Below are 14,052 nucleotides of genomic sequence, written 5' to 3'. Positions count from 1 at the left end.
GCGCACCGAATCACTTTTTTGCCGTTTTCATGTTCGTCAAAGGAAGCTCGCTTGTTCAAAATAATTTTAACCCTGTTGGGCTTTTACTTCTTCGGCATTTTCGGCGCATTTCTCGGATACATTGCCGGCAGCTTCATCGATCGTTATCGTGCTTACGGCGCAGGTGCAATCAATCCGTTTACGAGTGCCCAGCGGCAGACGGTTTTTCTCGAAACCGTTTTCATACTCATGGGAAAACTTGCCAAGGCAGACGGGCATATTTCCCAGGAGGAGATTAACCATGTTGAAGACTTCATGCAGAAGCTTGGAATGTCGGCGGAGCATCGGCAGAGAGCGATCTCGCTTTTCAAACAGGGCACCGCACCTGGTTTTGATCACGCACCCAAGCTGAATGAATTCATGATTGTTTGCGGACACACCCATAACCTTGCGCAGATGCTTCTGGTTTATCTTATCGTCATGGCAGTGGCGGACGGGCGCATGGACGCGGCCGAGGAGAGCCTGTTAAGGGACGTGGCGCGCTATCTTGGCTATGATTCGTCCGCATTCCGGCAACTGCTGGACATGGTGCTGAGCCAGTCGCATTTTGCAAGGGGTCAGCCACCTTCGGCCACCACTCTTGACGATGCCTATAAAGCGCTGGGGGTGCCCAGGGAAAGCAGCGACCAGGAAGTCAAGCGCGCCTATCGCAAGCTGATGAGCCAGTATCACCCCGATAAATTGATGGGGCAGGGCATGCCGGAAGATATGATTGCAATGGCCACTGCAAAATCCCAGGAAGTGCAGGCTGCTTATGATGTGATCAGGAAGAGCAGGAATATGTAGGCAATATCCTGAACCCGCTGGCTCCTTCAGCAAGCCTGTTCTAAGCCTGCCGAAGGGCTCGGGACGAACGGAGTACGAAGGCGCAGCGCGAACCGGGGACGAAGAATCTGAATGCTCAGAGACTCAGCGGCTCCACGTAGCCGGTCAGTTCGAGGTAGCCGCGCCCCGCGGGTTCACCATCGCGGGTAACGGTCACTGCGCCTTCCCAATAAACTGCACCGGTGGATTGCCGCGAGTCAAGTTCCTGGTCGTCCATTAGGGGTGTGAGGACCCAGACAATAGTGCCGGTCTGGATTCGTATTTTGACTGGATAGGTGGTGTTGGTGCGTGTTGAATGCCAGGTGCGTTGCGGCTCAAAGCTTACCTGATCAGGTTCAAAGCGCGTGAACTGCCCCGACGGCTCCCGAATGCCGGCATATGCCCAGACCTTGCTGCCGTCCTTGCCACGGATCTGAAACGCCATCAGGGCTGACCCATCATCAAGATTGGCACCAACCCAATCCCATCCGACCGCTTTTGGGTCGAGGTAGGCAGTAGACCACTCGTGGTCGAGCCACGCGATGCCCTTCACGGCGATCGCCTCGCCATCACGCGTTACCTTCCCGTTTACCTGCAGGTGAGGCTCGCTGTAGTAATAGCTCGCCTGCTCAGGTTGCGGCCCCTTCCTGGAAAAACCATTGAGGTCTTGCAGCATGGGGGATTGCGCGGGTGTCAGCGAAAAATCGAGCCTGAATTGATCTGCTTTTATGCTTGTCTGGTAGCGCCCGTTTTCCTCCCGCAGCATAAACCAATCGTCCAGTTTGACGTTCGTGTTGCCTTCCGTGGTATATGCCAGACCAAAACCATCCCGTGCGCTTTTCTGGTCATGCAGGAGTTTACCCGCTGTCGGATCAGACAATGCGGCGTGCGCAATGATGAGGTCTCTGGGGGCAAAGCGGCTGGGGTTGGCGCGATCGTGTTCGGTTGCCACGCGGAAAAAGGTGATCTGGAAGCCAAGCGGTTCTTTTTCGGGCGTTTCCAGCCAGCCGGTTACATACCACCACTCATTTCTGAAGCCGGGATGCGCCCCGAAATCCCGCGGGAACACAAGGGGCACGTTTCGAACTACCGGTGATAGCTGTGGCCGGTCCGCCAGAACGCGGCCGCTGGTAAAGAAAGCAAGAAACAAAGCTGCAACAAGGAAAGCGGCTCCGCTCAACCATTTGAATCCGGCGTGGCCCCACCCTTGTTTGCAGGAACAGGCGAAATATCCCGCATTACGCTTTATGGCTCGCATTACCAGTCCTCCCTTACGGCGCGTACTGCATTGCCCGAAACTGCATGGCGTCCCGATGCCACTGCCGTGAACGCAGCCAGAAACATCAGCGTCAGCGCCACGCTCAAGAGACTCTCCCAGGGGAGACTCAATTGCATGGTCCAGTGGAACGATTGGGGGTTCACGATAAAAACCAGGATCAGGCTGATACATCCTCCCAGTACAAAGCCGAGCAGAACGCCGAGCGCTGTCAGCAGGCCCCCTTCTATTGCCAGCATGCCGAGTATCTGGCCCCGTGTCATGCCGATGTGACGCAGCATTCCGAATTCTTTGATGCGCGCCAGGGCCTGCGCTGAAAAGCTGGCCGCAACACCAAGCAGGCCAATGATGATTGCCACACCTTCCAGCAGATAGGTTACGGCAAAGCTGCGGTCAAAAATATTCAGGCTCAGCGCGCGTATCTGGCCTGGATCGGAAAACTCCAGCGCATTACCAAACGGGAGCCGCCTCATCGACTCGATTACCTGTTCCGGCGCCACCCCTTGCTCCAGCCAAAGTGCAGCATCATTCACGAGCCAGTCGTCCGTCAGTGCCTGGTAATCCGCCAGGCGCATCTGTATCGCGCCGAATTGCCGTCCATAGTCGCGCCATACTCCTGCCACGATAAACGTGCGCGCGGGAATAGCGATGGGTAGCGTGACGTGCTTGCCGAGCGTATAACCGTATAAATCCACCATGGGTTCGGAAACCCAGATCGGAATCGCACCTTTCGGAAGCTGGGCGACCGGAATCGATTCGCCTGTCAGCGGCAGCGTATTGCCGGGCTCGGATATATCGATGGGACGTGCGATCAGCATGATATTGGGCCGGCTTGGATCGAGCATCAGTTTGGAGGAACGGAAAAAGTCCACTCGCACGAGACCGGGCGTTTCCGCCAGCACTTTCATCTCATCCGGCGTGAGGCCGCGCGTATCCCCGCTCGCTGCGGTTTTGACATACAGATCCGCGGGCAAGATGTGCCTCAACCAGTCATCGACCGATACGCGAAAACTTGCAACCATGATCGCCATGGCGACCATCAGGGTAAAGCTTGCCAGTATGCCGCCGAGGGCGATCGCGGCCTGGTTGGGCGCGTTGGCGAGCCGTGCCAATGCCGTTGTCAGCACCGGCCTCCCATGGCTCGCATGCTGCACCATACGGAATATAGCAGTGAAAATGAGTGCGGAAAGGCGCGGCATGAGAATAATGCCGCCCGTCAGCAGTTGCGCTACGGCAAGATAACCGAAAATCGGCAAATCGAAAATCGGCGGCAATCGGGTAAACAGGATGCCCGAAGCAAGGAAAAGCAACCCCGGCCAGGGATTCCCCAGCCTGGCGAGCGCCGTATCTTCGCTTCCGGATTTCAGGGCGGGCGCTGGAAGAGCGCTGGCTGCTTCCCAGGCGGGAGCAGCGCTGCCAAGCAAGGTAATGCCCATTCCCAGAATGAAAAAGACTATTGCAGCCACAGGGTCGAAATGCATGACGGGTTTTATTCCCGGGAAAAAACCGCCTCCGAGGTCTCCGCCAAAATAATGCAACGCGCTAGTGGCCGTGGCGTAGCCTAGAGCAAGGCCGAGCAGCGACCCTACCAAGCCAAGAATGGCCCCCTCCCATAAAACTTGTCCCAGCATTTGTTTGCGCGTAAAGCCGAGCACCCGCAACAGGGCGAACTGATGTCTTCGCCGGACAATGGATAGCGCCTGGGTGGAGAATACCAGAAAGGTGCCGGTAAACAGCGCCACCATCGCAAGCACGTTCAGGTTTACCCGATAGGCACGCGACATGTTTGCCACCCGGGTTTCCCGGGTGGTGGGTTCGGCAACAAGGTAATGGCTTTGGGGCTCCAGTTCCTGCTCGAGTTCCGCCTTGAATGCAGCTTTATCAGTGCCGGGAAGCAGTTTCAACTCGACGCGCGATAACTGGCCGAGACGATGAAACCGCCATTGCGCCGTGGCAATATCCATTACGCCAATGCGCTGTCCCGCCCGCGCCCTGCGCAAGCCCCCGGCAACCCGCAGTGCAACTGTCTGGGTGCCTACACTCAGGTTCAGGATGTCGCCTTGCTTTACCCCTAGCCACTCCATGGCGGCAGGAGAGAGGAAAACGGCGTCATCCGCAAGGACATCGAACAGCTTGTCTTCCGCCGGAATGCCAATCAGGTCGGGCGCCATGACCGAAGCGCGAAAAATATCCAGCCCGAGAATTTTCAGGGTGGCATCTTTTCGTTCCTTCGAATGGTTGGGGAGGGCGACGTCGAGTTCCAGTACGGGATTTGCCAGCTCGACATCCTCGTGCTCTGCCAGCAGTGGATAAATCGATTCGTCGATTGTGGCTTGCGGCCCACGCACTTCAAGATCCGACTCGCCGGAAAGGCTGTGCGCGGCAGCGGAAAATTCGTTGAAGGCGGCTGTATTGATGAGGTGAATGGCAAACCCGAGTGCCACCCCGATCGCGATTGCGATCACGGCGACGCCTGATTGAACCTTGTGAGCCTGCCATTCGCCTGATAGCAGCCAACGAGCGAGCATGGCCTTATTGCGCCACCTCATTTTATTTGCTTCGGCAAGTCCGCAGCCTTTTCCGCTACAAAGGGATGCAGCCCATCCTTTGTCAGCACGAGAACGCAGTCTGCTGTTGCCGCGGCCGCATGCGAATGGGTGACAATAATGCCGGAAGCGCTATTCGCCTTGATCTCCCGACGCATGAGCATGAGGATATCGTGCGCCGTATCGGGGTCCAGGTTGCCTGTGGGTTCATCAGCGAGAATCAATTTCGGTCGATGTACCAGCGCACGGGCGATTGCGATGCGCTGTAATTCTCCGCCCGACAGGTGACGGGGAAAATGGTGGCCCCGGCCAGCCAGGCCTACTGAATCCAGCATGTGTTCCGTACCCTCGACAGGAAGATCATTCAGAAGCAGGGGCAGGGCTATGTTCTGGCTCAGGGTCAGGTGCGGCAGGACGTGAAATGCCTGGAAAATGAAGCCGAATTCCCTGCGCCGCAAGCGGGTGGCAGCGTCATCATCCAGTGATGACAGGGTAATGCCGTCAATCAGTATCTCGCCTGTATCGGGCATATCCAGGCCGGCAATCAGATTCAGCAGCGTTGATTTTCCGACACCGGACTCACCCATGATCGCCACGTATTCACCCGCCCTCAAGGTATAGGACAGATCCGTCAGCACCTGTCGTCCATCCCCGGCGCTGGAGTATGCTTTGCCGATATGACGTAACTCCAGTATCGCCGGTTTCAGGTCAAGCGCGTCCTGTCGTTCTGTCGAAGATTTTCCCAAGGGCTGGCTCCTCCACGCCGCGAGCGGACGGCGCGTCCATGCTGTTCAAGAACTGTTATTGTAACCTTTTGTTTGACCGAAAAAACCTCGGATCGGGAATATGGAGAATATGGATCAGACTCGGATCCTTAATGGTGTCCGACCTGTTTGTCGCGGGCAGGAGGAGGAAACGACTATTCGTAACGGATAAATTCTTCCGCCAGGGCGTCGGGACCATTACGTCTGATCAGCGCATCGATCTCCGCAAGCAAGGTGTCATCCTCATCATCCTCCAGAACTCCGTCGCCAACCAGTTTTGCAGTAAGGCCACCGGTAATGGCGTCTCGCACTGCGCCGAGCGTGGGGGGATTTTCACGATTTTCGTCATCGACTACGGCTTCTATTGCCCGTGTAAGCGCTTCGCTCGCATCGCTTCTTACAAAATCAATGGCAAGCGCATCTCCTCCGTATTCCTCGATCAGCACATCGAGTTCGTCAAGGAGTGAGGCATCCATGTCGAAATGGTGCAATCGCTCAGCCTCATCCAATGCAGAAGGCAGCAGACCGGCGATGAAAGCTCGCACTGTGGCAAGCGTAATAGGCTGCTCCGCATCGGGATCGTTGACCCGGCTGTCGATAAGCAGCGAGAGATTGGGGCTGACTCGGGTATCAACATCTACTGGATAACGTATCATGATCTTGTCCTGGATTATGTCGGAAGTCAAGCAGCTGCAAGCACGGCGATAACCTCTTCATCCGTTATCTGCGGAAAATCCATGTAAAACTGCGCCACAGCGTAGAAGTTGATGGGACTGGAAAGACATACTACGCGGTCGGCACTGTTGCGCACTTTCTCCACTGTATCGGGCGGGGCTACGGGTACCGCGCAGATCAATTCCACCGGCTTCTTCGCCCGGAGCGCATGCAATGCGGCTATCATGGTCGAACCGGTAGCCAGCCCATCATCGACTACGATTACTATTCGTCCGGCGGGATCGATCGGCGGCCGTACCGGGGTATATTGAGCGCGGCGCTGCCGTATCGTTTCCAGTTGCGTGGAAACTTCATCCTTGATGTATTTCTCGTCCGCGCCCACATCGCTGGCGTAACTCGTAAGATAAACCCAGCCGGTTTCGTCGACGGAACCGATCGCGAATTCGGGATTGCCTGGCGCCCGTACTTTACGCACCAGCACCACGTCCAGTTCACCTTTCAGCTCATCGGCAATAATTCTGGCCATTGGCACTGCGCCTCTGGGAATAGCCAGAACTAGTGGATTTTTACCGCGGTATTCGGAAAGCGCCTCCGCAAGCTTCCTGGCTGCTGCCGCGCGATTTTCAAAATACATGGCTGCTCCCGCTCACGTGTTTATTTTCAGTATAGGTGAATTTTTTACCGGGCATTTTTACATGGTCGGATTTGACGCTTGATTGACGTTTATACGGCCGTACGTGTTGGGTGCTGCATCGCGCGGGCAATGAGTATCCGCAATTCCTCAAGAGAGCGGGTGTTGAGTACATTCTGTTTTTCCAGCCACCCGCGCCTTGCCTGACCGATCCCAAAGTGCAGGTTCGCGAAATCAAAAGTGCTGTGGGCATCGGAATTGACGCTGACCAGCACCCCTTCCTCCTTGGCCATCTGGCAGTAGATATCGAACAAATCCAGCCGCTCGGGTTGGGCATTGAGTTCGAGGAAGCATCCGCGGCGTCCCGCCTCCCGGATAATGCGGGACATATCGATATCACAAGGCGGGCGTTGCGGAATGAGGCGACCGTTGGGATGCGCAAGAATGGTGAAATGGGGATGTTCCATTGCGCGCAGTATCCGCTCGGTTTGCCTCGCCCGCGGAAGCTCGAACTTGCTGTGGACTGCCCCTACAACCAGATCGAGTTGCGCCAGAACGTGATTCGGCAGATCCAGGGTGCCATCCTCCAGGATGTCCACCTCGATTCCCTTAAGCAGGGTAATCCCTTCCAGCTCTTCATTAAGCGCGTCGATTTCATCGCACTGGCGCTTCAACCGCAGAGGGTCGAGGCCGCGTGCGACTCTCAGTTCGCGTGAATGATCCGTGACAGCAATGTATTCCAGGCCATGCGATTTGCCGGCCAGCGCCATTTCGCGCAATTTGTTGTGGCCGTCCGTGGCTTTTGTGTGGACGTGCAGATCACCCCGCAAGTCGCCCAGCTCCACCAGACGTGGCAATTTCCGAACCCGCGCCACGTCTATTTCACCCCTGTTTTCGCGCAACTCTGGTGGAATAAAGGATAGCCCGACGGCACGATAGACCGATTCCTCGGTCTCGCCCGCGATACGGTTTTTACCCCGAAACACGCCGTATTCGTTGACTTTCAACCCTTTTTTCTGCGCGATATAACGTACCGCAACGTTATGGGCTTTTGATCCGGTAAAGTAGTGCAGGGCAGCGCCATAGCTTTCGTCTGCGACTACGCGCAGGTCCACCTGCAAGCCGCATTTCAGGACCGCGCTGGCGCGAGTGCCTCCGGCAGCAAGTATTTCGGCGACCTCTTCGTACCCGGTGAACCGCTCCATGACAGCGTTGCCCGGTGCGGCTGTGACAACGATATCGAGGTCGCCCACTGTTTCGCGCATGCGCCTGTAGCTGCCGGCCACGGTTGCTTCCTTGACTCCGGGAACGCCCGCCAGAAACGCGCGTAGCGGCTCCGCGTATTGTGCCGCCACCGCCAGCTTGAAACGCCCTTTCTGATCGGCATGCGCCTCGATCGCCTGAAGGATGTTGAGCTCGGTTTTCTCGCCAAAACCGGGCAGGGCACGAATGCGTCCGTCGCGCGCCGCGCTGTAGAGTTGCTCGACAGTCTGGACATCGAGGTCGTGATAAAGATGCCGGACCCGCTTCGGCCCAAGGCCTGGCACTTTCAGAAGCTTTGTAACCGCGGGAGGAAGCTCGGTTTGCAGCCGGTCCAGCAAGGTACAATGGCCGGTGGCAACAATTTCTTCGATCTTGCCTGCAAGATCGCGCCCTATGCCGGGAAGCTCTGTCAGGTCTTCCTTGTTTTCGAGCAGCACGTACGCTTCGGTGGAAAGCGCGCCTATTGCCTGGGCTGCGTTACGGTAGGCGCGTATCCGAAAAGGGTTTGCGCCTTCGATCTCGAGCAGATTGGCAATCTCTTCGAAGACAGCGGCGATATCGGCGTTATGGCTGGGCATGCGCTTTCCCGTTTGCTCCCGTCGACAAGCACCTTGCTGATTTTGCTGGAAAGTTGCTGGCCGAGGATTCACATGATCAGTTTAGTATATTCATGGGGACGTGCGGGCTCAGCCGGCCAGCAAGGGTTGAGGGCGCATCCGATTACCCTTGACACGGCAAAGGGGTTCTCCTATAGCTTGTAATGTGTACTCCAGTTTTAGTGCCGTTTTTAGCGCGATAAAAGCAAACGGGAGAGCGCAGATGGGAGAGCGAACGGAAAAGCAAAGGGGAAATCTTGGAGAAGACCCCTGGGTTAGGCCGGGTGAGGGATCAAAGGATAATTCGTGCATGCCAACCCAGACTTCATCCTACTTCGAGCACGATGCCGATATCGGCATTATCGGGCGCGGCAATACGCCTGAGCAGGCATTCGAGACAGCCGCTCAAGCAGTGTTCGGCATTGTTACGCCTCTGGATAAGGTGCAGCCGCAGACTTCGGTCAAGATAGAGTTCGAAGAATCAGATTATGAACTGGCGCTCGTGACATGGCTGAATCTGTTGCTGGGGAAGGCACGTGAGTTCGGGATGGTATTCAACCGCTTTCATGTGGGACACCGGGAAAATCTGTGGTCTGCCGAAGCGCTGGGCGAAAAGTGGCGTGAGGACCTGGAGCGGGGGGTCGAAGTCAAAGGTGCGACGCTGACCATGCTTTCAGTCAAAAAAACTGGAGCAATGTGGGAAGCGCGCTGCATAGTGGATGTGTGAATCGGCTTCGAGATGAAACGATGCAAATGAACGACAGTAACGGCAGGAGGTGACATGAATCTGGAGCGCTTGCGCCAACTGCAACCCTACCTGTGGGCGCTGCCGCGCACACCGGGCGAAGAACGCGCGGAGGTCCTTCTGTATGGCGGGGCGCCCTTGCTCGTCAGCATGGACGACAAGGTACTCGAGCAGATCGCCAACGTTGCTTCCCTGCCCGGCCTGATCGGGGCGGCAATGACCATGCCGGATGCACATTGGGGATATGGTTTTCCCATAGGGGGTGTTGCCGCTTTCGATGCTGAGCAGGGGGGCGTGATTTCCGCGGGCGGAGTCGGCTTCGATATTTCGTGCGGCATACGCTGTCTGCGCAGCAATCTCGATCTCGAGGATGCTGTAGAGCATTTTCCCGAACTCGGGAACGCCTTGTTTCGAGCCATCCCTGCCGGCGTGGGCGAGGAGGGCGAGATCAAGTTGAACCCGGAGCAACTCGACCAAGTGATGCACGGCGGTGCACACTGGGCGGTACAGCAAGGCTACGGCACCGTGACAGATCTGGATTACATTGAAGAACATGGACGGGTTGCAGGGGCGATCCCGGATAACGTATCCGAACTTGCCAAAAAGCGCCAGCGCGGCGAGATGGGCACGCTCGGCTCAGGCAATCATTACCTGGAAGTACAGGTGGTGGACCGCATCTTCGATCCTGCTGCCGCGCTGGCGTTTGGCCTGCATGAAGGACAAATCCTGGTTTCGATACATTGCGGTTCGCGGGGGCTGGGGCACCAGATCGGTACCGATTATCTGGTGCTATTGGCAAAAGCAGCCAGCCGTTTGGGCATTCATTTACCCGATCGTGAACTCGCCTGTGCGCCTGTCAAGTCCCCCGAAGGCCAGCGATATATCGGCGCCATGAATGCCGCGATCAATTGCGCGCTTGCCAACCGGCAAATTCTGACGCACCTTACCCGTTCTGTATTTACGGAAATTTATCCCCAGGCCGCGCTTGAAACCTTGTTTGATGTTTCGCACAATACCTGCAAGGCCGAAACCCATCAGATCGACGGTGAATCAAGGTTGCTCTATGTGCACCGCAAGGGCGCCACGCGCGCATTCGGGCCGGGACACCCCATGCTGCCGGAACGCTACCGGCAGGTAGGACAACCCGTCGTTATCGGTGGAAGCATGGGGACAGGTTCCTACATTCTCGTTGGTGCCAGCGAAAACCCGGCCTTCGCTTCTTCGAGCCACGGCGCAGGTCGCGCCATGAGCCGGCATCAGGCGCTCGCGCGGTGGAAAGGACGCGCGCTGGTGGACGAGCTGGCGCAACAAGGCATCCTGATCCATACCCGCTCCATGCGCGGCGTGGCGGAAGAGGCGCCGGGCGCTTATAAGGATGTCGATCTGGTGGCGGAGGCTACGGAAGAAGCCGGACTCGCCCGGCGAGTCGCATTTCTCCGGCCGAAAGTCTGCATCAAGGGTTAGGGGTTAAGGGTTAACAATATTAAAAACTTTTTTTCAAAGGAGTGACATGTATCAACGTATCCTGGTTCCAATAGACGGCAGCGCAACCTCCAATCTTGCGCTCCAGGAAGCCTCGAAACTTGCAAAGCAGCACAGCACCCAGGTGGAACTGGTATATGTCATGACTGATATTCATTTGATGGATGCCAACAGCTACATCAATTACGATGAAATGAAGGAATCCCTGGAGAGAACCGGCAGAAGGATATTGACGGAGGCGCAAACATTGATGCAACAGGCAGGGGTTGCAGCCGAAGTGAAATTACTGGAAGCGGGTGGTGAGCGCATTGCCGGCGTAATACTCGAAGAAGCAAGGCGCTGGTCAGCCGAGCTGATCGTAATTGGCACACATGGCCGTTCTGGTTTCAGTCGCGTTCTGTTCGGGAGCGTTGCGGAAGGGATCGTCCGCATGGCACATATTCCCGTGCTGCTCATCCGCGGCGACAAAAGCCAGTTGCGTGAAACGGAGCGCCGGACGTAGCCCGGCAGTCCTGGCGCGGGCTCCTGTCTTTCAGTCTTATCTTACGCCTGGATGCAATATGAGTTTATCATGGAGAGGATATAAGTCATGAAACTGCAACTTCAGATCACCACACGCGATATTCCCCATTCTGAGGCACTGGAAAGTCATATTCGACAAAAAGCGGAAAAGCTCGAGACTTTTTATCCCCAGATCATGGGATGCAGGATAGTTGTCGAGGTTCCTCACAAACACAAACATCAGGGCAACCTGTTCAATGTGCGGCTGGACATTACAGTGCCGGGAAAGGAGCTTGTGGTGACCCGCGAACCCAACGAGGACGTGTATGTTGCGCTGCGCGATGCGTTCGACGCCGCAAAGCGGCAGCTCGAAGACTACGGGCGGCGCCAGCGCGGTGAAGTCAAGGCGCATGCTCCCGTTCTGCATGGAAAGGTGGTACGGCTGATGCCCGAGGAAGGCTATGGTTTCGTCGAAACTCCGGGTGGGCAGGAGTTGTACTTTCATCGCGAAAATCTTGCCAACAATAACTTTGAGCAATTGGAAGAAGGAAGCGAGGTGCAATTCCTCGAAGATATCGGCAGTGAAGGTTTTCAGGCAAAACGCGTCAGTACCGGCAGGCACCAGGTAGAAGAACCCGAAGAAGCAGAGCCGCGCTTAACGGGTTCGGGGGATTAAACTAAGTCCGGCGCACTCGACCGAAGAATGTAAAGTCCAGGGAGCAAAGCGGCAAAGGGGATAGGAGATTGGCATGAAAACAGACATAGGCACTGGTGATGCCCTTATCATAGTGGATGTGCAAAACGACTTTTTGCCCGGCGGAAGCCTTCCTGTACCGGCGGGAGATGAGGTCATCCCAAGCCTTAACCGGTATATCGCAGCTTTTCTTTTTCGCGAACTGCCTATTTTCGCTACCCGCGACTGGCATCCGCCTGATCACTGCTCCTTTCATCAACAAGGAGGGCCCTGGCCTGCGCATTGTATTGCCGGCACGCAGGGCGCGGCATTTCCGGCGAGTCTTGAAATCCCCTGCGACACGCATATTGCTTCCAAGGCCACCTCCAGGGAGAAAGAGGCCTATTCCGGTTTTTCGGAGACAGAACTGGATGCGATGCTGAAATCTGCGGGAATTTCCCGCGTTTTCATTGGTGGCCTGGCGACGGACCATTGTGTCCTCAGTACCGTACGGGATGCCTTGAACCAAGGGTATGACATCTTTGTTCTCAAGGATGCAGTGCGGGGGATGGATGTCGACGCGAGCAACGCCGCGCTGGAGGAAATGGCCCATCTGGGCGCAAAACTCATCGATTTCGAAACCATCGTCCCTGAGTGAACCCAATCTCCAGCCCGCTGCTGACCGACCATTACCAGTTGACGATGCTGGAGAGCTACCTTCAGCAGGGAATGCAGGAAACCGCGGTATTCGAGCTGTTTTTTCGCAAGCTTCCTCCGACCCGGAATTTCCTGGTGACGGCGGGCTTGGAACAGGCGCTGGAATTTCTTGAGAACCTGCGCTTTTCAGCCGGGGAGTTGGCATGGCTCAAGCCCCGGTTTGGATCAGCTCTTGTAAATTACCTTGAACAATTCCGCTTTACCGGCGATGTACATGCAATGCCGGAAGGTACTCTTTTTTTTCCGGATGAGCCCATCCTCCGGATCACGGCGCCACTGCCGCAAGCCCAGTTCGTCGAATCGCGTCTCATCAACCTGCTGCATTTCGAAACCCTGATCGCCTCAAAGGCAGCACGCTCAGTGCTGGTTGCGCCCGGCAAACTCCTGGTGGATTTCGGCATGCGCCGCGCACATGGAGCGGAAGCCGCGTTGCTTGCCGCCCGGGCAAGTTATCTTGCCGGTTTTTCCGGCACATCAACAGTACTTGCGGCGGCAATATATGGCATGCCTTCATTCGGCACCGTTGCTCATTCCTACATTCAGGCCCATACAGACGAGACTGCCGCTTTCGAACATCTTGTACGTTGTCATCCGAAAAACTCGACGCTGCTGATCGATACCTACGATACCGAGGCGGCTGCCATCAAGATCGTCACCTTGGCCCGTAAACTTGCGCAGGATGGCATCGAGGTGAGTGGTGTCCGGCTGGATAGCGGCGACCTGGGGATGCATGCACGTCGCGTGCGCCGGATACTCGACGAAGGGGGGCTTGAAAAAACCCGCATCTTTGCCAGCGGTAATCTGAACGAAAATCGGGTGCATGAACTGATTTCCTCCGGCGCTCCCATCGACGGCTTTGGCCTGGGTACTGCATTAGACGTGTCGAGCGACGTGCCGGCGCTGGATTGCGCTTATAAGCTGCAGGAGTACGCCGACAAGGCTCGCCGCAAACGCTCCGAGGGAAAAGCGACGTGGCCGGGGCGCAAGCAGGTGTATCGCAAATATGACCCGGATGGTCGCGCGGTGCGCGATGTTGTTGCACTGGAAAAGGATGATCTGCATGAGGGCGAGCCTCTAATCGTCCCTATGATGCGGAATGGGCGGCGCATCAACGGGAATAGGAAGCTGGAGGCCATCCGCCAGCAAACAGTAGCGAACTATGCCCGCCTGCCGGAACCCCTCAGATTGCTTGAAACGGCCCCCGCTTACCCAGTCGAAATCTCCGCCTCGCTGCAAGCACTGGCAAAAAAGGTGGATGACGAGTGCGGCCCCATTACCTCTACCCGGAACCTTCGCGTCTGAGCTGGTATTGACCTGACCTCCGTATCCTGCCGTGCTCG

The 14,052-nt window shown here is 56.5% G+C and carries 13 protein-coding genes; 7 read left to right on the top strand and 6 right to left on the bottom strand.

From position 1 onward, the window contains the following. Positions 1-51 precede the first annotated feature (51 nt). Positions 52-825 (top strand): co-chaperone DjlA, encoded by a 774-nt coding sequence (gene djlA, locus AC52W5_RS01765; RefSeq protein WP_495669739.1) that lies wholly within the window; start codon positions 52-54, stop codon positions 823-825. Positions 826-940: 115 nt separating this feature from the next. Here djlA and AC52W5_RS01760 read toward each other — a convergent pair whose 3' ends face one another. The 6 genes from AC52W5_RS01760 to polX all read right to left on the bottom strand — a co-directional run bounded on the left by AC52W5_RS01760 (position 941) and on the right by polX (position 8,576). After that, the gene (locus AC52W5_RS01760; RefSeq protein WP_495669738.1) at positions 941-2,101 is read right to left on the bottom strand and encodes a lipocalin-like domain-containing protein; all 1,161 of its coding nucleotides are present in this window, start codon (positions 2,099-2,101) and stop codon (positions 941-943) included. Then, positions 2,101-4,668 (bottom strand): FtsX-like permease family protein, encoded by a 2,568-nt coding sequence (locus AC52W5_RS01755; protein WP_495669737.1) that lies wholly within the window; start codon positions 4,666-4,668, stop codon positions 2,101-2,103. Before AC52W5_RS01755 ends, AC52W5_RS01760 begins: the two co-directional genes overlap by 1 nt. Next, positions 4,665-5,411 (bottom strand): ABC transporter ATP-binding protein, encoded by a 747-nt coding sequence (locus tag AC52W5_RS01750; protein WP_371265859.1) that lies wholly within the window; start codon positions 5,409-5,411, stop codon positions 4,665-4,667. Before AC52W5_RS01750 ends, AC52W5_RS01755 begins: the two co-directional genes overlap by 4 nt. A 173-nt stretch (positions 5,412-5,584) precedes the next feature. Then, positions 5,585-6,085: a hypothetical protein gene (locus AC52W5_RS01745; RefSeq protein WP_074973701.1), complete on the bottom strand. Its 501-nt coding sequence runs from the start codon at positions 6,083-6,085 to the stop codon at positions 5,585-5,587. Between the two features lie 26 nt (positions 6,086-6,111). Then, positions 6,112-6,738, bottom strand: coding sequence for a phosphoribosyltransferase (locus AC52W5_RS01740; RefSeq protein WP_074973550.1), 627 nt, complete (start codon positions 6,736-6,738; stop codon positions 6,112-6,114). An 89-nt stretch (positions 6,739-6,827) separates the two neighbouring features. Beyond that, entirely contained in the window at positions 6,828-8,576 is a 1,749-nt protein-coding gene (gene polX, locus AC52W5_RS01735) for a DNA polymerase/3'-5' exonuclease PolX (protein WP_495669736.1), read from the bottom strand. A 328-nt stretch (positions 8,577-8,904) separates the two neighbouring features. On the opposite strand from polX, the gene AC52W5_RS01730 reads away from it, so the two are divergent. From AC52W5_RS01730 to AC52W5_RS01705, 6 genes are all read left to right on the top strand, one after another. Continuing rightward, the gene (locus AC52W5_RS01730; RefSeq protein ID WP_495669735.1) at positions 8,905-9,321 is read left to right on the top strand and encodes an archease; all 417 of its coding nucleotides are present in this window, start codon (positions 8,905-8,907) and stop codon (positions 9,319-9,321) included. A gap of 54 nt (positions 9,322-9,375) precedes the next feature. Beyond that, positions 9,376-10,803 carry an RtcB family protein gene (locus tag AC52W5_RS01725; protein WP_495669734.1) on the top strand — a complete coding sequence of 476 codons (1,428 nt, stop codon included), beginning with the start codon at positions 9,376-9,378 and terminating at the stop codon, positions 10,801-10,803. A gap of 46 nt (positions 10,804-10,849) precedes the next feature. Beyond that, a complete protein-coding gene (locus AC52W5_RS01720; protein WP_074973544.1) occupies positions 10,850-11,323 on the top strand; it encodes a universal stress protein in 474 nt (157 codons plus the stop codon). Between the two features lie 87 nt (positions 11,324-11,410). Next, positions 11,411-11,998: an HPF/RaiA family ribosome-associated protein gene (locus AC52W5_RS01715; RefSeq protein ID WP_074973541.1), complete on the top strand. Its 588-nt coding sequence runs from the start codon at positions 11,411-11,413 to the stop codon at positions 11,996-11,998. 73 nt (positions 11,999-12,071) lie between these two features. Then, positions 12,072-12,653 carry a nicotinamidase gene (locus tag AC52W5_RS01710; RefSeq protein WP_495669733.1) on the top strand — a complete coding sequence of 194 codons (582 nt, stop codon included), beginning with the start codon at positions 12,072-12,074 and terminating at the stop codon, positions 12,651-12,653. Next, positions 12,650-14,014 (top strand): nicotinate phosphoribosyltransferase, encoded by a 1,365-nt coding sequence (locus AC52W5_RS01705; RefSeq protein ID WP_495669732.1) that lies wholly within the window; start codon positions 12,650-12,652, stop codon positions 14,012-14,014. The genes AC52W5_RS01710 and AC52W5_RS01705 overlap by 4 nt, the downstream gene beginning before the upstream one ends. Positions 14,015-14,052: the final 38 nt, after the last annotated feature.

This window comes from Nitrosospira sp. CT (assembly GCF_059489795.1).
Note: the sequence above shows the minus strand (reverse complement) of the source record. Positions and strands in the feature narration are given on the sequence as shown.